At 72.9% G+C, this 19,173-nt stretch carries 16 protein-coding genes; 7 read left to right on the top strand and 9 right to left on the bottom strand.

Annotation, left to right across the window (positions count from 1 at the left end):
* Window positions 1-506 precede the first annotated feature (506 nt).
* A complete protein-coding gene (locus G3I54_RS26350) occupies window positions 507-1,118 on the top strand; it encodes a sigma-70 family RNA polymerase sigma factor (RefSeq protein WP_164617756.1) in 612 nt (203 codons plus the stop codon).
* On the opposite strand, the gene G3I54_RS26345 is transcribed toward G3I54_RS26350, so the two are convergent.
* The 4 genes from G3I54_RS26345 to G3I54_RS26330 all read right to left on the bottom strand — a co-directional run bounded on the left by G3I54_RS26345 (window position 1,115) and on the right by G3I54_RS26330 (window position 5,523).
* Window positions 1,115-2,293, bottom strand: a complete 1,179-nt coding sequence (locus tag G3I54_RS26345) for an MFS transporter (RefSeq protein WP_239144582.1) — start codon at window positions 2,291-2,293, stop codon at window positions 1,115-1,117. The two genes, G3I54_RS26350 and G3I54_RS26345, sit on opposite strands and share 4 nt — an antisense overlap.
* A 100-nt stretch (window positions 2,294-2,393) precedes the next feature.
* Window positions 2,394-3,620, bottom strand: a complete 1,227-nt coding sequence (locus tag G3I54_RS26340; protein ID WP_164617743.1) for an ATP-grasp domain-containing protein — start codon at window positions 3,618-3,620, stop codon at window positions 2,394-2,396.
* Window positions 3,617-4,786 (bottom strand): pyridoxal-phosphate dependent enzyme, encoded by a 1,170-nt coding sequence (locus G3I54_RS26335; protein WP_164617741.1) that lies wholly within the window; start codon window positions 4,784-4,786, stop codon window positions 3,617-3,619. The genes G3I54_RS26340 and G3I54_RS26335 overlap by 4 nt, the downstream gene beginning before the upstream one ends.
* On the bottom strand, window positions 4,783-5,523 hold the full coding sequence (locus G3I54_RS26330; RefSeq protein WP_164617739.1) for a class I SAM-dependent methyltransferase: 741 nt from the start codon (window positions 5,521-5,523) through the stop codon (window positions 4,783-4,785). Before G3I54_RS26330 ends, G3I54_RS26335 begins: the two co-directional genes overlap by 4 nt.
* A gap of 421 nt (window positions 5,524-5,944) precedes the next feature.
* Here G3I54_RS26330 and G3I54_RS26325 point away from each other — a divergent pair, with 421 nt between their 5' ends.
* Both G3I54_RS26325 and G3I54_RS26320 read left to right on the top strand, forming a co-directional pair.
* A complete protein-coding gene (locus tag G3I54_RS26325; protein ID WP_164617737.1) occupies window positions 5,945-10,315 on the top strand; it encodes a bifunctional nitrate reductase/sulfite reductase flavoprotein subunit alpha in 4,371 nt (1,456 codons plus the stop codon).
* Between the two features lie 24 nt (window positions 10,316-10,339).
* Window positions 10,340-10,906: an AAA family ATPase gene (locus tag G3I54_RS26320; protein WP_164617734.1), complete on the top strand. Its 567-nt coding sequence runs from the start codon at window positions 10,340-10,342 to the stop codon at window positions 10,904-10,906.
* 176 nt (window positions 10,907-11,082) lie between these two features.
* On the opposite strand, the gene G3I54_RS26315 is transcribed toward G3I54_RS26320, so the two are convergent.
* The 3 genes from G3I54_RS26315 to G3I54_RS26305 form a co-directional block, all read right to left on the bottom strand.
* Window positions 11,083-11,670 (bottom strand): DUF4352 domain-containing protein, encoded by a 588-nt coding sequence (locus tag G3I54_RS26315; protein WP_164617732.1) that lies wholly within the window; start codon window positions 11,668-11,670, stop codon window positions 11,083-11,085.
* A 191-nt stretch (window positions 11,671-11,861) separates the two neighbouring features.
* Window positions 11,862-12,734, bottom strand: coding sequence for an undecaprenyl-diphosphate phosphatase (locus G3I54_RS26310; RefSeq protein WP_164617730.1), 873 nt, complete (start codon window positions 12,732-12,734; stop codon window positions 11,862-11,864).
* A gap of 169 nt (window positions 12,735-12,903) precedes the next feature.
* Window positions 12,904-13,623 carry a VTT domain-containing protein gene (locus tag G3I54_RS26305; RefSeq protein WP_164617728.1) on the bottom strand — a complete coding sequence of 240 codons (720 nt, stop codon included), beginning with the start codon at window positions 13,621-13,623 and terminating at the stop codon, window positions 12,904-12,906.
* Window positions 13,624-13,672: 49 nt separating this feature from the next.
* On the opposite strand from G3I54_RS26305, the gene G3I54_RS26300 reads away from it, so the two are divergent.
* The 3 genes from G3I54_RS26300 to G3I54_RS26290 all read left to right on the top strand — a co-directional run bounded on the left by G3I54_RS26300 (window position 13,673) and on the right by G3I54_RS26290 (window position 16,785).
* Window positions 13,673-14,386 (top strand): DNA alkylation repair protein, encoded by a 714-nt coding sequence (locus G3I54_RS26300; RefSeq protein WP_164617726.1) that lies wholly within the window; start codon window positions 13,673-13,675, stop codon window positions 14,384-14,386.
* Between the two features lie 305 nt (window positions 14,387-14,691).
* Complete coding sequence (tuf, locus tag G3I54_RS26295; RefSeq protein ID WP_164617724.1) at window positions 14,692-15,867, top strand: elongation factor Tu; 1,176 nt, start codon at window positions 14,692-14,694, stop codon at window positions 15,865-15,867.
* Window positions 15,868-15,939: 72 nt separating this feature from the next.
* The gene (locus G3I54_RS26290; RefSeq protein ID WP_164617722.1) at window positions 15,940-16,785 is read left to right on the top strand and encodes a fused MFS/spermidine synthase; all 846 of its coding nucleotides are present in this window, start codon (window positions 15,940-15,942) and stop codon (window positions 16,783-16,785) included.
* A gap of 55 nt (window positions 16,786-16,840) precedes the next feature.
* On the opposite strand, the gene G3I54_RS26285 is transcribed toward G3I54_RS26290, so the two are convergent.
* Window positions 16,841-17,938 carry a hypothetical protein gene (locus G3I54_RS26285; RefSeq protein WP_164617720.1) on the bottom strand — a complete coding sequence of 366 codons (1,098 nt, stop codon included), beginning with the start codon at window positions 17,936-17,938 and terminating at the stop codon, window positions 16,841-16,843.
* A 121-nt stretch (window positions 17,939-18,059) separates the two neighbouring features.
* Here G3I54_RS26285 and G3I54_RS26280 point away from each other — a divergent pair, with 121 nt between their 5' ends.
* On the top strand, window positions 18,060-18,497 hold the full coding sequence (locus G3I54_RS26280) for a DUF4442 domain-containing protein (RefSeq protein ID WP_030081225.1): 438 nt from the start codon (window positions 18,060-18,062) through the stop codon (window positions 18,495-18,497).
* A gap of 90 nt (window positions 18,498-18,587) precedes the next feature.
* On the opposite strand, the gene G3I54_RS26275 is transcribed toward G3I54_RS26280, so the two are convergent.
* Entirely contained in the window at window positions 18,588-19,118 is a 531-nt protein-coding gene (locus G3I54_RS26275) for a gamma carbonic anhydrase family protein (protein WP_164617718.1), read from the bottom strand.
* Window positions 19,119-19,173 lie beyond the last annotated feature (55 nt).

Raw genomic sequence — 19,173 nt, 5'->3', positions numbered from 1 at the left:
CGACGCCGCCCGCCTCGGCGCCGCCCGCCCGGCGGCGCACCCGCCGGCGGCCCGGCCGCCGCCCCCAGGGCCTTCTCGCCCCGCACGCCCTCTCCCGGCGCGGGCCACCGCTCTCCCTCCGCTTCCTCTGACCTCCATCCGTCCTCCGGCCTCTGTGCGCCGTGGGCGGTACGGGTGTGCGCCCGCGCACACCCGTGACACGCATGCCGGTTCTCCGGGCCGCCCTCAGCGGCACCCGGGACCGGTCACCGGAGCCGGGCGACCGCTGCCGCGGCTCCGCAAGGACGCGAAGGACTGCTGTGACACTTCCTGCCCCCGCACTACCGGCCACCGCGCCGTCGGCGCCCGCACGACCGGCCGCGTCACCGGCCGCACCCGCGCCGCCCACCGCCGCCGTGCGACCGCCCACCGCCTCCGTACCGGCGGCCTCCGTACCACCGGCTTCCGTACCGCCGGCTTCCGTGCAGTCCGTGCGGGTGCCCGTCTCCCGGCCGCCGGTCCTTCGGGTGTCCGCCACCCGTCCGCCCCGCCCCCGGGTTCCGGCCGCCCGGCAGAACGACGGGCAGATCACCGACTGGGCACTGGCCGCGGGCGGCGGGGACCGGGAGGCCGCCGACCGCTTCGTCCGGGCGACCTACGAGGACGTCCGCAGATTCGTCGCCTACCTCAGCGCCGACGTCCCCGGGGCCGACGACCTGGCTCAGGAGACCTACCTCCGGGCGATGAGCGGGCTGGCCCGGTTCGCGGGGCGTTCCTGCGCCCGGACCTGGCTGATGTCGATCGCGCGGCGCGTCGTCATCGACCGGCACCGTGCCGCCGCCGTACGCCCCAGGACCGCCGACACCGCGGACTGGCAGACCGCCGCGGAACGCGCCCAGCCCCGCCATCTGCCCGGATTCGAGGAGTCCGCCGCGGTGCTGGACGCCCTGCGGCGGCTGGACCCGGCGCGCCGCCAGGCCTTCGTTCTCACCCAACTGCTGGGCGCGTCCTACGAGGAGGCGGCTGCCGCCGCCGGCTGCCCGATCGGCACGGTGCGCTCCCGAGTGGCGCGCGCCCGCCGCGAGCTCGCCGGGCAGTGGCGCGCGGAACCGGCCGAACCCGCACCCGACGCGGCCTAGTCGGCGGCCGCCCGGGATCCTTCGGGGTCCCGGGCGGTACGGCGTCGGACCGGCTGACGCGGACGGCGGCGGAGCAGGAACACCGGCAGCAGCAGGCACTGGAGGCAGACCGCCGCCCAGAACCCCCGCGCCGAGCCCGCCGCCTCCGCCGCCCCGTACAGCTGACCGCCCACCACCCCGCTGGTGAACGCGCCGATGCCCGCCGCCAGCCGCTGCCGCCCGAACACGCTCGCCGGGGCGGCGGTCGAACGGGCCAGCGCCTCCAGGTCGTTCTTGAGGAAGAGCACGATCTCGCCGAGACACAGCAGCGCCCCGCCCACCGCGATTCCCGCGTGCCCCCCGACGCCGATCGCCGCCATGCCCGCCGCCATCGCACCGAAGCCCCACCGCAGCGCGGCCGGGTAGCCCAGTGCGGCGACCCGTTCCGCCAGCAGCGGCTGGGCGACGACGAGGAGGGCCGCGTACCCCGTCAGGACGGCCCCGTAGAAGGCCGCCGACGTCCGGGGGACCGCGTACAGCGCCAGATAGTGCTGGAAGAACATGAACGCGTACACGCTCAGCACGGTCACCACGAACGGCGAGGGCCCCGGGCGCGGTGCGTCGGGAACCCGGTCCGGGGCAGCGGCCCGTGTTTCCTCGCCCCGGTCCGCCGCCTCGCGCGGCAGCAGCGCGTGCCCGGCCCCGACGAGCGCGAACAGCACGGTGACGCAGGAGAACAGCACCCCGGGGGAGCCCATGACGAGCGGTGCGGCGGCCGGCGGGCCCAGCGCCATCCCCGCGTTGAACGCCGAACCGCTCGCCGACAGCAGCTGGGGCCGGGCGGCCTCGGACGCCCCGTCCACCAGATACGCCTTGTTCGCCGGGAGATACAGCGCCGCGCCCGCGGACACCAGCAGCAGCGCCCCGACCGCGAGGACCGGACTGGTCAGCCCGGGGACGAACGCGGCGAAGCCCGCCGTACGCAGCGCCAGCGCCAGCAGCATCGCGCGCCGCAGCCCGATCCTCCCGGCCACCGGCCCAGCGACCACGCCCCCGGCGAACTGGATCAGCGAGGCGACGGCCAGCACGAATCCGACCGTGCCGAGTCCGAGGCCGAGCCGCTGGTGCAGCAGCACCGACATGTAGGGCAGCACGGCGAAGCTGCCCAGCGTGATCAGGAACGAGCCCGCCAGCAGGAACCGCTGGGCGCCGGTGAGCGGCGGCCGGGCCGCGCGCCCGCGGCCCGCCCCGGCCTCCGCCGCCCCGCCCGACCGCCGAACGGTCACCCCGCCGGGCTCACGCCGTGCCGGCCGCGACGACCGGGCGGACCCGGACGGCCGCGCTCCACGCCCGGTGCTGGGCCAGCTCCGCCGTCGGCGCCTCGGCCAGCACCATGCCCGTACAGCCCCGCTGGTCGCCGACGTGGACCACGCTCTCGCCGGGCTCGCGGACCGGGAACCACTCCACCGCCCCGGGGAACGCCCCGAGTTCGTCGAGGCCGAGCCAGCCCTTGAGCACCCCGGGCCGCTCCGCGTACACCAGGACGAAGCCGTACGCGGGTCCCTCGGCGTCGAGCGGTGCGTCCAGCAGGTCCGGGCGGCGGCCGAGCGCCTCGTCCATCATGGCCGTGTAGACATTGGTCCGCAGCGTCCGGCACAGCACCTCGCCGACCAGCGCGCCGCCGATCCTGCGGTTGATCTCCACCAGCTCGGGCCCGTCGGCCGTCAGGATGAACTCCACGTGGGCGAAGCCCCGTTCGTGCCCGGCCGCCGCCAGGACCCGGCCCACCCACGCCTCGATCCCGGCCCGTTCGGCCTCCGGCAGCGCCACCGGGAAGGCCGCCGCCTCCTCCCGTACGACCGCCGCCCGGGACGTCTGGCGGCTCAGCACCCCGAGCAGCCGGGTCGTCCCGTCCCAGCTGAGGGTCTCCGCGCTGTACAGCGGACCGGCCAGGAACGCCTCGGCGAACAGCGCGCCGGTCAGGCTCTGTCGGCCGGCCTCCGCCAGCGCCCGGTGCAGGGCCTCCTCGTCGTGCACGATCCACACATGGCGGGAGGAGGTGCCCGCCGAGTCCTTCAGGACCGCGGGCAGCCCCACCGCCCGCAGCACCTCCCCGGCGCCTTCGGGACCCGGCGGGACGGCTACGGCCGTGCTTCGGCTCAGCCCGTGCGCGTGCAGCGCCTCCCGGACCCCGCGCTTGTCGCGCAGCAGCCGTACGGCTTCCGGGTCCGGCCCCGGAAGCCCGAGTTCGCGGGCCAGTTGGGCGGCCGGCAGGCTCCAGGTGTCTGTCGTGTTGATCAGCCCGGCCAGGTCCGGCACGGCGGCCAGCGCCCGCCGGACGGCCTCCTGGTCCCACGTGTCGACGTCCACGACGTCCAGCGCGTCCGGCGGCAACACCGCCAACTCGTGCCGGTAGACCGCACGGTCGCCGGTCAGCAGACACAGCCGGTGTCCCGCCTCCGCGGCGGCCGCGGCCATCCGGCCCAGGCCGAAGGACAGGGACTCCAGTGCGGCGATCGTCATGGCAGCAGCTCCACGGTCGTTACGGGGGAGGGGACTTCGCCCTCGACGGTTCTGGCGGGCTCGACGGATCCGGCGGTCTCGGTGGCCCTGGCGGCCTCCGGCGCGGCGCGCCCCGCCCACTCCATCACCGACCACGGCGGCCGCAGCTCGGCCGTCGACGCGATGGTCCGGGGCCGCAGCCCGGCCGGGTCCAGGGCCTCGGCATGCCGGGCGAACACCCGCTCCGCGTACCGGTGTCCGGTGTCGGCGCCCAGCACCAGATGCAGCCGCCCGGGGTCGCGGGCCGCCTCCCAGGACGCCGTCAGATGCGCCGCCCCGGTGGACAGGCCCGCGAACACCGCGTGCTCCCGCAGCAGTCCGACCGCCCCGGCCATCGCATGGCGGAAGTCCAGCCAGTGGACGGTGTCGTACAGCTCGTGGCGGACGTTCCCGAACGGGATCGAGCTGCCGATGCCCGCGATGATCGCCTCCGGGTCCTCGAACCGCTCGCTCCCGAAGGTCACACTGCCGAACGGCTGGATGCCCACCAGCCGCACCGGCCGCCCCGACTCCCGCAGCGCGCGGGCCAGTCCACCGGTCGAGGCGCCCGTGCCCACCGCGCCCACCACGGTCAGCGGACCCTCCGGCAGCGCCCCGGTGAGCAGCTCCGCGAACTCCCGGTAGCCCTCGTGATGGACCTCGTCGTGGTACTGCCGCATCCAGTGGAAGTCCGGCCGCTCGGCCAGCAGCCGGCGCACATGGCGCACCCGCAGCTCCTGGTCCAGGCGCAGGCTCTGCGAGGGCGGCATCGCGTCGACCGTCGCGCCCAGGATCTCCAACTGGGCCCGCATGGTGGCGTCCACGGTGGTGGAGGCGACGATGTGGCAGCGCAGCCCGTAGCGGTGGCAGGCCATGGCGAGCGCCAGCGCGTAGATCCCGCTGGAGCTGTCGACCAGGGTCTGCCCTGGGACCACCCGGCCCCGGCGCAGCAGCGAGCGGACCGCGCCGAGCGCCGCGTACACCTTCATCGTCTCGAAGCGGGCGAGGACGACGTCGCCGCCCAGCCGGATCAGGTCCGGGGTCTTCACCGCGTCGGTGATGTGCTCGTGGACGGTCGCGGGGGCCCGCCGCGGTGGGCGGGTCGCGTGCTCGGCGGTACGCGGACGGGCGTCCGCGCCGGCCCTCACTTGCGCCGCCCGCGCACGATGAGCCGGTCGGAGCGCTGGTCGTAGCCGGACGCGTCGAACCCGCCGAAGCACTCCACGTCGGTGAAGCCCGCGTTCTCGAAGAGGGCGTGCAGCTCGGCCGCCGAGTAGAGCCAGGAGGTGATGGACGCCGTCCGCGCCGAGTCGCCGCGCACCAGCGTCCAGTCCGTGCGCAGCCGCCGCCAGCTGTCGAGGACGGTGTCACGCTGGACGACGTACGCGCCGTCCGGCAGGTCGACCGCCTTCGGCCGCCCGATCCAGCCCGCCAGCACCTCCTTGCCCATCACGTCGACCAGGAGCTGCCCGCCCGGCGCGAGGCTCTCGTACGCGTTGCGCAGCACCTGGAGGTTGTCCTCGGCCTCGTCGAAGTAGCCGAACGACGTGAAGACGTTCAGCACCACGTCGAAGGCGCCCGGCTCCCGGTACGTGAGCATGTCGGCGCGCTCCAGCCGGACCTCGGCGCCCGCCGCCTCGCAGGCCGCACGGGCGCTCTCCAGCATGGAGGGCGACAGATCGACCCCCGTCACCTCGTACCCGCGCCCGGCCAGCGGCACCACGAAGAGCCCCGGCCCGCAGCACAGGTCCAGGACTCTGGCGCCCGGTGGGAAGTCCAGCAGCGGGGAGGAGGCGACCAGGGCGGCGGCGGACTCGGCCCGGGCCGGCGGGAACATCGTCGGGGCGAAATCGGACCAGAGCGCGTCGTCCTCGTACCAGTGCATGCCTCGCGGCCTCCTCCCGGGCCCGGAGGCCCCGTGGGTGTCCTGCTGCCGTCGCCCCGGCAGCCGTGTCGTGCCACCGGCCGCCGCTTCCGTCACCGGGCGGGCCTCCCGCACCCGGCGTCTCTCCAGTAGTCGGCCGCCCCGGCCGGGAAGTTCCCGCACGATCACCGGCCGGGGGCGGGCGAGCCCACCGGCGGTCGGCGCGGGGCCTTGCCGCCGGCTCCGGTGCGATCACGGGCCGCCACCGGGAGAAGCCTCACCTGGAGAAGCCTCACCGGCGGCCTCCGGGCGGTGTGCAGGCGACGTAACCGGTGTCGTTCGCCCGGTGTCATCCCTGGGTAACGGGCCCTTCCTAGATTCGAGGGTGACCGCCGCCCGCCCCGCGTCCCTCCGGGTACGCCCGCCCCGAAGGGCCCCGCACATGACCGTGCCGACCCCGCCGCCGGACGCTCCCGCCACCGACCGGGTGCGCACGGTCTGCTCGTACTGCGGTGTCGGCTGCGGGATCGTCCTCGACATCACCACCGGCCCCGACGGCCGCCGCACCGTCGTGAAGGCCTCGGGCGACAAGGAGCACCCGTCGAACGCCGGCCGGCTCTGCACCAAGGGCGCGACCGGCGCGGACCTCCTCGCCGCACCCGGCAGGCTGACCACCGCCCTCGCCCGCCCCGACCGCAGCGAGCAGCCCGCCCCGCTCGCCCGGGACGCCGCCATCGCGGAGACCGCGCGGCGACTGCGGTCCGTGCTGGACACCCACGGCCCGGACGCGGTGGCCCTCTACGTCTCCGGCCAGATGACGCTGGAGGCGCAGTACCTCGCCAACAAGCTGGCCAAGGGCTTCATCGGGACCAACACCATCGAGTCCAACTCCCGGCTCTGCATGGCGAGCGCGGGCAGCGGCTACAAGCTGTCGCTCGGCGCGGACGGGCCGCCCGGCTCCTACGAGGACTTCGCGCTCGCCGACGTCTTCCTCGTCACCGGCGCCAACATGGCCGACTGCCACCCGATCCTCTTCCTGCGGATGATGGAGCGCGTCAAGGCCGGCGCGAAGCTGATCGTCGTCGACCCCCGGCGCAACGCCACCGCCGCCAAGGCCGACCTGTACCTCCGGATCAGGCCCGGCACCGACCTGGCCCTCCTCAACGGACTGCTGCACCTCCTCGTCGAGAACGGCCACACCGACCCCGCGTTCATCGCCGAGCACACCGAGGGCTGGGAGGAGATGCCCGCCTTCCTCCGCGACTACCCGCCCGCCGCCGTCGCGGAGATCACCGGCATCCCCGAGGCCGACATCCGGCAGGCGGCCCGCTGGATCGGCGAGGCGGGCGACTGGATGAGCTGCTGGACGATGGGCCTCAACCAGTCCACCCACGGAACCTGGAACACCAACGCGATCGTCAACCTGCACCTGGCGACCGGAGCGATCTGCCGTCCCGGCAGCGGCCCGTTCTCGCTCACCGGCCAGCCCAACGCCATGGGCGGACGCGAGATGGGCTACATGGGCCCCGGACTGCCCGGCCAGCGATCGGTCCTCGTCGACGAGGACCGCGCCTTCACCGAGGAGCTGTGGGGCATCGAGCCCGGCACCCTGCGCCCGGACGGCTCGGGCAGCGGCACCGTCGACATGTTCCGGCGCATGGCCGAGGGGGAGATCAAGGCCTGCTGGATCATCTGCACCAATCCGGTCGCCTCGGTCGCCAATCGCCGGACCGTCATCGAGGGCCTGGAAGCCGCCGAATTCGTCGTCACCCAGGACGTGTTCGCCGACACCGAGACCAACGCGTACGCCGATGTCGTCCTGCCCGCCGCGCTCTGGGCCGAGTCCGAGGGCGTGATGATCAACTCTGAGCGGACCCTCACCCTCTCCCGCCGCGCGACCGACCCGCCGGGCGAGGCCTGGCCGGACTGGCGGATCATCGCGGCGGTGGCCTGCGCCATGGGGTACGAGGACGCCTTCGGCTACACCAGCGCCGAGGAGGTCTTCGCCGAGATCACCCGGGCCCGGAACCCGCGCACCGGCTACGACCTGCGTGGCGTGACGTACGAGCGGCTGCGCGGGACGCCGGTCCAGTGGCCGAGCGCGGACGTCGACGGCCCGGCCCGCAACCCCGTGCGCTACCTCAACGACGGCGTCAGCCAGGAGCTGACCGTACGGCCCGACGGAACCGTCCCGAGGCTCGCCTTCCCGCTGCCCGGCGGCCGGGCCGTCTTCCACGCCCGGCCGCACCTGCCGCCGGCCGAGATGCCCGACGAGGACTTCCCGTTCGTCCTCAACACCGGCCGTCTCCAGCACCAGTGGCACACCCTGACCAAGACCGCGAAGATCACCAAGCTGAACCGGCTGGACCCCGGCCCGTTCGTGGAGATCCACCCGGACGACGCGGCGGCCCTGGGCCTCGGCCAGAACGACGGCGTCGAGGTCGCCTCGCGGCGCGGCCGCGCGGTGCTTCCGGCGCGGATCACGGACCGGGTGCGGGCGGGGGAGTGCTTCGCCCCGTTCCACTGGAACGACCTGTTCGGCGAGTACCTCGGCGTGAACTCCGTGACCAACGACGCGGTCGACCCGGTCTCGTTCCAGCCCGAGTTCAAGGTGTGCGCGGTCCGGCTGGCGAAGGTCGCCGCCGCGGCGGGCACCTCAGGCCCGCCGAACGCCTTGGGTCTCACGAACACCTCGGGTCTCGCCGACACCTCAGGCATCACAGGCACCTCGGGTCTCGCGAACACCTCAGACCTCGCGAACACCTCAGGTCTCGCAGGCACCTCAGGTCTCGCAGGCACCTCAGGTCGCGCGAACACCTCAGGTCTCGCAGGCACCTTGGGGCTCGCCGACACCACCCCGCCCGTCCTCGGCGACGCGGAACGCCGCTATCTGGCCGGCTTCCTGGCGGGCCTCGGCACCCGCCCCGACGGCACCCCGGTGCTCCCGGCGGGCGCCCCGTTCGCCCCGGACCACGCCCTGTGGGTCAACGGAATGCTGGCCGGCGCCTACTCCCGGCTCCCGGAACCTTCGGGCCCCGGGACCGCGCCCGCACCACCGGAGAGCGCCCCGGAGGAACAGACCGGCCGCCCGGTCGTCGTGCTGTGGGCCTCGCAGACCGGCAACGCCGAGGAGGTCGCCGCGACGGCCGCCCGGACGCTGGCGGACGAGGGGTACCGCACCACGCTCCTCGGCATGGACGACGGGACCCCGGACGCCCTGCCGAGCCCGGCCGACCTCCTCGTCGTCACCAGCACCTTCGGCGACGGCGACGCCCCCGACAACGGCTCCGGCTTCTGGGAGTCGCTGAACGCCCCCGCGACCCCGCGCCTGGAGGGCGTCCGCTACGCCGTCCTCGCGCTCGGCGACTCCTCGTACGACGACTTCTGCGGCCACGGCCGCAGGCTGGACGAACGCCTCGACGAACTCGGCGCGGAGCGGCTGGTGCCGCGCACCGACTGCGAACCGGAGTACGAACAGCCCTTCGGCCAGTGGCTCAAGGAGGTCAGGGCGGCACTGGAGACGACGGCGCCGGAAGGGGCGACGGCACAGCCGGACTCCACACAGCCCGCGACAGCGACAGCAGCAACCGCAGCCACACCGCCCGCGACAGCGACGGGCACACTGTCGGCCACACCGTCCGCGACAGCGACGGCCGCACCGGTCGCAAAGGCCGCCGTGCCCGCCCGCCCCTCCAGGGCCGCGCCCGTCACCGCCCTCCTCACCGGGAACCGCCTCCTGAGCCTGCCCGGCGCGACGAAGGAGGTCCGCGCCTTCACGATCGACACGCGGCACGCCGACACGCCCCTGACGTACACCGCCGGCGACGCCCTCGGCGTACAGCCCCTCAACTCCCCCGATCTGGTGGCCGAATGGCTCACCGTCACCGGACTCGACCCCGCCGCCGAGGTGGACGTACCCGGGCGCGGACCGGTCCCACTCGACGAAGCCCTCCACCGCCACTTCGACATCGCCCGCATCACCCCGGACCTGCTGCGCCTGGTCGCCGACCACACGGGGGACCGGTCCCTGAAGAAGCTGCTGCGCCCCGACAACAAGGGCGAGAGGGACCGGTGGGCCTGGGGGCGGCAGGCCGTCGACGTCCTCGCCGAACACCCGGTACGGGCCACGGCCGCGGTCTGGGCCGAGGTACTGGGACCGCTCCGGCCCCGCCTGTACTCCATCGCCTCCAGCCCGCTCGTGGACCCTCACCGGATGCGGCTCACCGTCTCCGTGATCCGTTACGAGAGCCACCGCGGCCGGATGCGCAAGGGCGTCGCCTCGACCTTCCTCGCCGACGCCGGACCGGACAGCCCCGTCCCGGTGTTCGTCCAGCGCAACGACCGCTTCCGCCCGCCCGCCGACCCGGCCACACCGATGATCATGGTGGGGCCCGGTACCGGAGTCGCCCCGTTCCTGGGCTTCCTGGAGGAACGCCGGGCGCTCGGACACTCCGGCGCCAACTGGCTGTTCTTCGGCGAGCAGCACCGCGCCACGGACTTCTACTACCGAGAGGAACTCGACGCGATGAGCCGCTCGGGCACCCTCACCCGGCTCGACACCGCTTTCTCCCGCGACCAGCGCGCCAAGGTCTACGTCCAGGACCGGATGCGCGAACACGGAGCCCAGCTCTGGTCCTGGCTCCGGGACGGCGCCCACCTCTACGTCTGCGGCGACGCCTCCCGTATGGCCAAGGACGTCGACCGGGCGCTGCGCGACATCGCCGTCGCCCACGGCGGCCTCGACCCCGACGCCGCGACCGCCCAGGTGAAACAACTAACCTCGGACCGCAGATACGTACGGGACGTGTACTGACGGACTGACCGAGGGAGTACGGGGATGGCCTGGGCGGAAGTACCGGTGGACACCGGATCACCGGCGGCGGGCGCGGTCCTGCTGATCGGCATCCCCGGCAGCGGCAAGAGCACGGTGGCCGCTGCCCTCGCCGCCCGGTTCGCCGCCTCCGCCCATATCGAGGTGGACGCCCTCCAGGAACTCATCGTCTCCGGCGGCCGGTGGCCCTCGCCCGAGCGGGACGAGGAGGCGGACCGGCAGATCTTCCTCCGGGCCCGCAACGCCTGCCTGCTGGCGGACAGTTTCGTCGCCGCGGGCTTCCTCCCGGTCATCGACGACGTCGTCGTACGCCGTGCCCACCTCGACTTCTACCGCGCCACGCTCACCGGCGGACCGCTGCACTGCGTGGTCCTGGCCCCGGGCGCGGCGAAGGCCCAGGAGCGCAACCTCGCCCGGGACAAGACGCTGACGACGGACTGGTCCCCGCTGGACGCGGCGATGCGCACCGAACTGGCCGACGAGAAGATCTGGATCGACAACGCGGAGCTGACGGTGGCCGAGACGGTCGACGCCGTCCTGTCCGCCACCGGTCTCGCACCCCGACAGGCTTGACGACGGGGCGTTGTCAGACCCCCGCCGTACGGTGAGGACATCTATCCGCGCTGCTGGCTGCTGCGCTGCTGGATCGCCCCGCCCGGCTGCTCCCGGGCGGGGCACTCTTTTCCTCTCCCCCTCGGCGGAGCCCCGCGACCGGCCGGGCGGCGGCGGAGCACCGGACCGGTGTCAGCTCACGAGACGTCGCCGCGGACACTGTCGCCGAGGAGTCCGTCGGTGTACGTCACGTACTTGGCGTCGAACGTGCCCTTGCCGGTGACGGTCCCGGTGACATTCTCGCCCGGGGCGAGTTTCACGGCGTCCAACTCATCCTCGGCGACGCCGAGTTCAGCGGTGTGCTTGCCGCCGTCGGTGTCGGTGATGGTGACGTACAGCGGGTTGACGTCGATGTCGTTCTTGCTGTTGTTCGTGATGGTGACCTGGACGCTGGTGTAGTCGTCGCCCTCGGCGAGGACGTTCTTCTCGAACGCGATGGCCTTCGCGGTGACGGTCACGGGAGCCTTCTCGGCCGACTCCTCTTCCTTGGGCTCGTCCTTCTTGCTCTCACCCTGGCTGGCGGCCGGCTTCGTGGTCGACGACTCGTTGCCGTCGTCTCCGCCACTGGCGACCATGGCGATGATGACGATGAGAACGATCAGGCCGACGATGCCGAGACACCCGAAGCCGACGATCTTCCCGGTCTTCCTCTTCCGCGGCGGGGGCGGTTGCTGCCCCCATCCGGGCTGCTGCGGCTGGCCCGGCTGCGGCTGCTGATCCGACATGTGTCCCCCTTGTGTGGTTCGTGGAGGCATGACCGTAGCGACCCGCAGTCGGCCGAAGGGGCCGATCGCTCTGGAAGTGGGGGAGATGTGACCGAAAGGTGGAGGAAGTGTCGATCACCCGTCGCTCTTCCGAACTGAACACCGAGTTCTCGAGCGATGTCGACGCCGTGGTAGGTGGCCCCGGGTCCTGTTCAGCCCGCCGACTCACCCGCGTGCGGGCTCAGCGCGCCGGACCAGATCAGCGCGAAGATGACGATGCCGAGCAGGATGCGGTAGATCACGAACGGCATGAAGCTCTTGGTGGTGATGAACTTCATGAACCACGCGATGACGGCGTATCCGACGAAGAAGGCCACCAGGGTGGCGAAGATCGTCGGGCCCCAGGACACATGCCCCTCGCCCACGTCCTTGAGTTCGTAGGCGCCCGACGCGAGCACCGCGGGGATCGCCAGCAGGAACGAGTAGCGGGCCGCCGACTCGCGGGTGTAGCCCATCAGCAGACCGCCGCTGATCGTCGCGCCCGACCGGGAGACCCCGGGGATCAGCGCCATCGCCTGGCAGAACCCGTAGATCAGACCGTCCCTGACCCCCAGGTCCTTGAGCGTCTTGCGCTCCTTCACCACACGGTGCCGGCCGCCCGACTCGTCCCGTGCGGCCAGCCGGTCCGCGATGCCCAGCACGATGCCCATCACGATCAGCGTCGTCGCGATCAGCCGCAGATCGCGGAACGGGCCCTCGATCTGGTCCTTGAGCGTGAGGCCCAGCACCCCGATGGGGATCGAGCCGACGATGACCAGCCAGCCCATCTGGGCGTCGTGGTCGCTGCGCATCGTACGGTCCGTCAGCGAGCGGAACCAGGCGGACAGGATGCGCGCGATGTCCTTGCGGAAGTAGATGAGCACCGCCGCCTCGGTGCCGATCTGGGTGATCGCGGTGAACGCCGCCCCCGGGTCGTGCCAGCCGGCGAACGCGGCCGTCAGCCGCAGATGGGCGCTGGAGGAGATCGGCAGGAACTCGGTCAGTCCCTGAACAAGTCCCAGGACGAATGATTCGAACCAGCTCATGGGGCTTAGGCCATCCCGGAGGTGATCGTGCATCGGCCGCGGGCGGCTGGGCCCGTCGGCTGCGTGCAAAGTGCGGAGTGCGGTCAAGGACATCGAGGTCGCGGGCAGCGTATCGCCTGAAAGTAAACGTCAGGATGACTGCACCGGTCTTCCACGTGCCGACGCCCGCTCAGTCTCCCGGCGTGCCCCGGCCCAGCCGGTGGCGCTTGCGCCAGGCGACCAGCGCGCCGCCGAGACCGGACAGCACGATGAAGCCCATGGCGGCCAGGAACACCGGCGAGGTCGGCGAAGCGGCCTCGCTGCCGGCTATCACGTACGCCGCCGTGTTCGGGATCGACCCGAGCCCGGTGGCCAGGAGGAACGGCGGGGCGCCCATCCGGGAGGTCGCCGCACAGTAGTTGGCGGCGGCGAACGGGACCCCGGGGAAGAGCCGCAACGCCAGGACGGACCGGAAGCCGTGCCGGCTCAGCACCCCGTCCGCGGCGGTGAGCAGCCTCCCGCGCAGCAGGGTCCGCAGCGCGTCCTGACCCAGCACCCGGCCCAGCATGAACGACACGCCCGCGCCCAGCACCGTGCCCGCCAGCGCCGCCGCGAGACCCGTCTGCGCGCCGAACAGCGCGCCCGCGGCGATGTTGAGCAGCGGGCGCGGCACGAACGCCACCGTCAGCGCCCCGTACGCGAGCCCGAAGAGCACCGCCGCCGTGCCCCCGGTCAGCTGGGGCGGCCAGCCCGACGCCAGCAGCCGCTGTGGTTCGAACAGCAGCATCGTCGACGCGGCCCCGAGCAGGACCACCACGAGCAGCGAGAACCGGGACCACGGCGACAGCAGCGCCCGGGAGAGGCGCAGGGCCGAACCGGCGGGCCGGGCGGCGGGAGCGGGGTCGAACATTCGGGGAGAGTAACCGAAAACGCTATGTGATCGCCGTAATGTGCGTCCCGTGAACCCCGCCGCCGACGCCCCCGTCCCGCCGGACAGCGCCCTCGCCGACACCGTCCTGGAGCGGCTCGTCGCCGTCTACGCCCCGGCCGCCGACCCCGTACGGGCCGAAGGCGCCGCCGCGTACATGAAGCGGGTCGCGCCCTTCCTCGGGATCCCGACGCCCGAGCGCCGGGCCCTCTCACGGACCGTGCTGGCGGGCGCCCGGCGGCCGGACGAGCGGGACTGCACGGCGATCGCGCTGCGCTGCTGGCGGCTGCCGGAGCGGGAGTACCAGTATTTCGCCGCCGACTACCTGCGCCGGTACGTGGGCCGCTGCACTTCCGGCTTCCTGCCCGTCCTGCACCACCTCGTCACCACCGTCCCCTGGTGGGACACGGTCGACGTGCTCGCCGCGCATGTCGCGGGACCTCTGGTCACCGCCGACCCGGCGCTCGCCCGGGCCATGGACCGGTGGATCGACGACCCCAGCCTCTGGGCCGCCCGCACCGCCCTGCTCCACCAGCTGCGCTACAAGGAAGCCACCGACACCGACCGGCTCTTCGGCTACTGCCTGCGCCGCGCGGACCACCCGGACTTCTTCATCCGCAAGGCGATCGGCTGGGCGCTGCGCGAGTACGCCAAGACCGATCCCGTCGCCGTACGCGACTTCGTCGACGGCGCGCGGACCCGGCTGTCGCCGCTCTCCGCGCGTGAGGCGCTCAAGAACCTCTGAGAGCCGCCCGGAAAATCATTCGACGCGACCGCGGCGCCCGGCCATGATCAGGGGCATGTTCCGGTACGCCTTCCTCGCAGCGCGGTCCGCAGTCGCGGACGCGCCGAAGGCTGCCGTGAACGACGCGGCCCTCGCGGCCGCCTTCTCCGCGGAAGCGGCAGCGTGCACCGCTGCCGCAGCGCCCATCGGCGGCGCCCGAAGCTGACCCTCCCCCGACTGTCCGGCGGACCCCGCAAGGGGAGGGTCGGCGGGGCCCTGGGGTCTTCAATCCTTTCTCAGCTTCGAGTTCTCCGAAGGAACGAGCCATGTCCAAGACGGCTTACGTGCGCACCAAGCCGCACCTCAACATCGGCACCATGGGCCACGTCGACCACGGCAAGACCACCCTCACCGCCGCCATCACCAAGGTCCTCAGCGAGCGCGGCGGCAGCTCCACCTCCTACGTGTCCTTCGACCGGATCGACCGGGCCCCCGAGGAGGCCCAGCGCGGCATCACCATCAACATCGCGCACGTCGAGTACGAGACCGACACCCGCCACTACGCGCACGTCGACATGCCCGGACACGCCGACTACATCAAGAACATGGTCACCGGGGCGGCGCAGCTCGACGGGGCGATCCTCGTCGTCTCCGCCCTCGACGGGATCATGCCGCAGACCGCCGAGCACGTCCTGCTGGCCCGTCAAGTGGGCGTCGACCACATCGTCGTCGCCCTCAACAAGGCCGACGCGGGCGACCCCGAGCTGACCGACCTGGTCGAGCTGGAGGTCCGCGAGCTGCTCTCCGCGCACGGGTACGGCGGCGACAGCGTCCCCGTGGTCCGGGTCTCCGGGCTCAAGGCGCTGGAGGGCGACCCGCGCTGGACCGCGGCGATCGAAGGGCTGCTGGACGCCGTCGACACCTACGTACCGATGCCGGTGCGCTACACCGACGCGCCGTTCCTGCTGTCCGTCGAGAACGTCCTGACCATCACCGGCCGGGGCACCGTCGTCACCGGTGCGGTCGAGCGCGGCACCGTCCGGGTCGGCGACAAGGTCCAGGTGCTGGGCGCGGACATCGAGACGGTCGTCACCGGGCTGGAGACCTTCGGCAAGCCGATGGAGTCCGCCGAGGCCGGGGACAACGTGGCGCTGCTGCTGCGAGGGGTGGAGCGCGACCGGGTCCGCCGCGGCCATGTCGTGGCCGCGCCGGGCAGTGTGGTGCCCAGCCGCAGGTTCACCGCGCAGGTGTACGTGCTGTCGACGAAGGAGGGCGGCCGGTCGACCCCGGTCGCCACCGGCTACCGGCCGCAGTTCTACATCCGTACGGCGGACGTCGTCGGCGATGTCGACCTCGGCGAGGCGGCCGTCGCGCGCCCCGGCGACACGGTCACCATGACCGTGGAGCTGGGCCGTGACGTCCCGCTGGAGTCCGGTCTCGGCTTCGCGATCCGCGAGGGCGGCCGCACGGTCGGCGCGGGCACGGTCACCGCGCTGCTCTGAGCCCCACCCCGGCCCGCCGCTCCCGGAAGCAGGAGTGGCGGGCCGCGGTGTGCGGGAGGCGACAATGGAGAGGTGAACGAGCCGATACCCGTCATCCGCGAGGTCGACTGCGGCACCGCCCGGCTGCTGCCCGACGTGGACCGCGACCGGGCCTGGCTGCTCACGGTCGACGAAGCGCCCCAGTCCTACGTCGACCTCGACGACCCGTCCTACCTGGAGTTCGAGTACGTACGGCGGCTCGCACACGTCGTGGACGGCGCGGCGGAGCCGGGCGCGCCCCTGGACGTGCTGCACCTCGGCGGCGGGGCGCTGACCCTGCCCCGCTATGTGGCGGTGACCCGGCCCGGCTCACGGCAGGACGTCGTGGAGGCGGACCGAGAGCTGCTGCGGCTGGTCCGGGAACATCTGCCGCTGCCCGACAAGAGCGGTATCTCCCTGCACGCGGCCGACGCCCGGCAACGGCTGGAGGCGACGGACCCCGCCTCCGTCGATCTGCTGATCGCGGACGTCTTCGGCGGTTCGCGGGTTCCGGCGCACCTGACCTCCGTCGAGTACGCGCGGGCCGCCGGCCGGGCACTGCGCGAGGACGGCGTCTACGCGGCCAATCTGGCCGACAGCGCGCCGTTCGCCTTCCTCCGCTCCCAGCTGGCGAACTTCGCCGCGGTCTTCCCGGAACTCGCGCTGATCGGGGAACCGGCGGTGCTGCGCGGGCGGCGCTTCGGCAACGTCGTGCTCCTCGCCTCGCACGCGCCGATCGACGTGGACCCGCTCGTCCGCGGCTGCGCCGCCGACGCGTTTCCGGCTCGGGTCACCCACGGCGCGGCGCTGACCAGGTTCCTCGGCGGGGCCAGCCCGGTGGCGGACGTGGACGCGGTCGCCTCGCCCGAACCGCCCGACGGGGCCTTCAGCGTCGGCTGAGGGCCCCGTCGGGCGGGCGGGTCGATGCGGCCAGGGGAACGTGACGCGGGGCGGATCAGCCCGTGGGGTCACCCGCGAGGCGGACCGTGCTCAGGATCTTCTGGATGGTCGTGTCCGGAAGCTCGTCCTTGACGCCGGCGGCGGCGTAGAGGACCCAGGTCGAGAAGTCGCCCTTGGAGTTCTTGAAGGAGAAGGCGATCGACTTGCCGTCGCTGTCGCACTTGTCCTTGTTGGCCAGCTCCAGGGCGGTGGCCTGCACGACGCTGCCGGAGAGACCGGACTCGGTGGTGAAGGGCTTGGCCTTGCCGATCTTGACCTTGGACTTCGGGTCGAGCTGGGCGTAGGCGGCCCACACCCAGTTGGCGGCCTCGTTCGTCGCGGCCTCGTCGGTGTTCTTGGCGCCCTGGGCGCCCTTCGTCCCGACGCCGGCGAGCCCGGTGTCCTCCTCGCTGCCGTCTCCGTCGGAGTCGTCGACGCACCACTTGCTCTTGTAGTAGGCGGGCGCGGAGAACCCGGCGACCGGCGGGCCGTCGGGCTTCTTGGCGTCCTCGAAGCCGGAGAACATTCCCGAGCTCGCGACCTCCCAGTCACCGGGAACGTCGAACTGCGTGCCCCACTTGGGGTTGGTGACGACCTTCCAGCCCGGAATGACCGGCTTGGGGTCGCTGTCGGAGCCCCGCGGGTTCTCCGCGGGCGGCGCGGAGCCGGTGGCCGATTCGCTGGGCTTGGCGCTCGGCGACGCGGACTTCTTGTCGTCGGCGACGTTCTTGCCGCCCTCGTCGTCCTTGCCGAGCACGAGGAAACCGGTGACGCCCGCCGCGATCACGACCGCGGTCGCCGCGACGATCGCCACGATCGTCGTCTTCTTCTTGTCGTCGCCGGGCTTCGGCCCGCCGGGCGGACCCGCCACGGCGTACTGCGGCACGGTCGGCTGCTGATAGGGATTGGGCTGCTGATAGCCCGGCTGCCCGCCGGGCGGCGGGCCCTGCGGGTATCCGTAGCCCGGCTCAGCGGGCTGCCCCGGCTGGCCCTGCGGCGGATATCCCGGTTGCTGATAGGGATTCGGCTGCTGGTACCCCGGCTGCTGGTACGGGTTCTGATTCTGGTCCTGCGGGTTCTGCTCGCCCCCGGGCGGCTGCGTTCCTGGCCACATGGCCAGTAACCATAGATGGGCTGTGCGCCCACTTCTACGGCCGCCCTGTCCCAGAGCCGTCACAAGGGGATGGCCAAACGGTGCTACTGGTGAGTAACCTTCGGGCATGAGCGCTGAACAGATGACCGTGGGCGAGATGCTCGTCGCGACGGTTCCGATGGCCCGGACCCTCAACCTCGAATTCCTGGAGACCACCCCGGAGCGCGCCGTCGTCCGGCTGCCCGACCAGGCGGACTACCACAACCACGTCGGCGGACCCCACGCCGGAGCGATGTTCACGCTCGCCGAGTCCGCCAGCGGCGCGATCGTCATCGCCGCCTTCGGCGACCAGATGTCACGCGCCGTGCCGCTCGCCGTGAAGGCCGAGATCGGCTACAAGAAGCTCGCCATGGGCGAGGTCACGGCGACCGCCACCCTCGGCCGCCCCATCGCCGACGTCGTCGCCGAGCTGGACGCCGGACAGCGGCCGGAATTCCCCGTCGCCATCGAGATCCAGCGCGCCGACGGCGCGGTCACCGGCGAGATGACCGTCGTGTGGACCCTGCGCCCCAACGGCTGACCACCGCCGTACACAAGCGCAACCGGGCCGCCGCACCTCCTCGAACGGGAGGTGCGGCGGCCCGGTTGCGTCAGCTGCCGGGTGCGGCCGTCAGCCGGCGTGCGCCTCGCGGTGGGCCTTCGCCAGCTCCACGTAACCGGCCGCGTTGAAGCGGATGCCCTCCAGCTCCTCTGCGGTCAGCGGCCGCTTGACCTTCGCGGGCACCCCGGCGACGAGCGAGCCCGGCGGCACCCGCATCCCCTGCGGTACGAGAGCCTGCGCCGCGACCAGTGAACCCGCGCCGATGTGCGCGCCGTTGAGCACCGTGGCGCCCATGCCCACCAGCACGTCGTCCTCGATCACACAGCCGTGCAGCACCGCGTTGTGGCCGACCGAGACCCGCGCGCCCACGGTGAGCGGGAAACCGGGGTCGGTGTGGACACTGCAGTTGTCCTGGATGTTGCTGTCGGGGCCGAGCGTGATGGGACCGCAGTCGGCGCGCAGCACGGCCTGGTACCAGACGCTGGAGCCCGGGGCGAGCGTCACCTCGCCGATGACCACGGAGGTCGGGGCCACGAACGCGTCCACGTCGATGTCCGGCTCCTTGCCGCCCATGCCCGTGATCAACGCCTGCTCCGCCATCGCCTGCTCCTTCGCGCCGGTGTGGTACTCCGCCCCACGGTAGGTGACGGCTCCC

This window comes from Streptomyces sp. SID14515 (genome assembly GCF_010548505.1).
Classification (GTDB): domain Bacteria; phylum Actinomycetota; class Actinomycetes; order Streptomycetales; family Streptomycetaceae; genus Streptomyces; species Streptomyces caviscabies.
The sequence above is the reverse complement of the archived record's forward strand: the minus strand, read 5'-3'. Positions and strand labels throughout refer to the sequence as shown.

Coding starts and splice junctions, on each gene's coding strand:
- G3I54_RS26310 (WP_164617730.1), bottom strand. CDS start 12,734: ATGAGCTGGTTCGAATCATTCGTCCTGGGACTTGTTCAGGGACTGACC.
- G3I54_RS26285 (WP_164617720.1), bottom strand. CDS start 17,938: ATGTGGCCAGGAACGCAGCCGCCCGGGGGCGAGCAGAACCCGCAGGAC.
- G3I54_RS26315 (WP_164617732.1), bottom strand. CDS start 11,670: ATGTCGGATCAGCAGCCGCAGCCGGGCCAGCCGCAGCAGCCCGGATGG.
- G3I54_RS26340 (WP_164617743.1), bottom strand. CDS start 3,620: ATGACGATCGCCGCACTGGAGTCCCTGTCCTTCGGCCTGGGCCGGATG.
- G3I54_RS26275 (WP_164617718.1), bottom strand. CDS start 19,118: ATGGCGGAGCAGGCGTTGATCACGGGCATGGGCGGCAAGGAGCCGGAC.
- G3I54_RS26320 (WP_164617734.1), top strand. CDS start 10,340: ATGGCCTGGGCGGAAGTACCGGTGGACACCGGATCACCGGCGGCGGGC.
- G3I54_RS26280 (WP_030081225.1), top strand. CDS start 18,060: ATGACCGTGGGCGAGATGCTCGTCGCGACGGTTCCGATGGCCCGGACC.
- tuf (WP_164617724.1), top strand. CDS start 14,692: ATGTCCAAGACGGCTTACGTGCGCACCAAGCCGCACCTCAACATCGGC.
- G3I54_RS26305 (WP_164617728.1), bottom strand. CDS start 13,623: ATGTTCGACCCCGCTCCCGCCGCCCGGCCCGCCGGTTCGGCCCTGCGC.
- G3I54_RS26330 (WP_164617739.1), bottom strand. CDS start 5,523: ATGCACTGGTACGAGGACGACGCGCTCTGGTCCGATTTCGCCCCGACG.
- G3I54_RS26325 (WP_164617737.1), top strand. CDS start 5,945: ATGACCGTGCCGACCCCGCCGCCGGACGCTCCCGCCACCGACCGGGTG.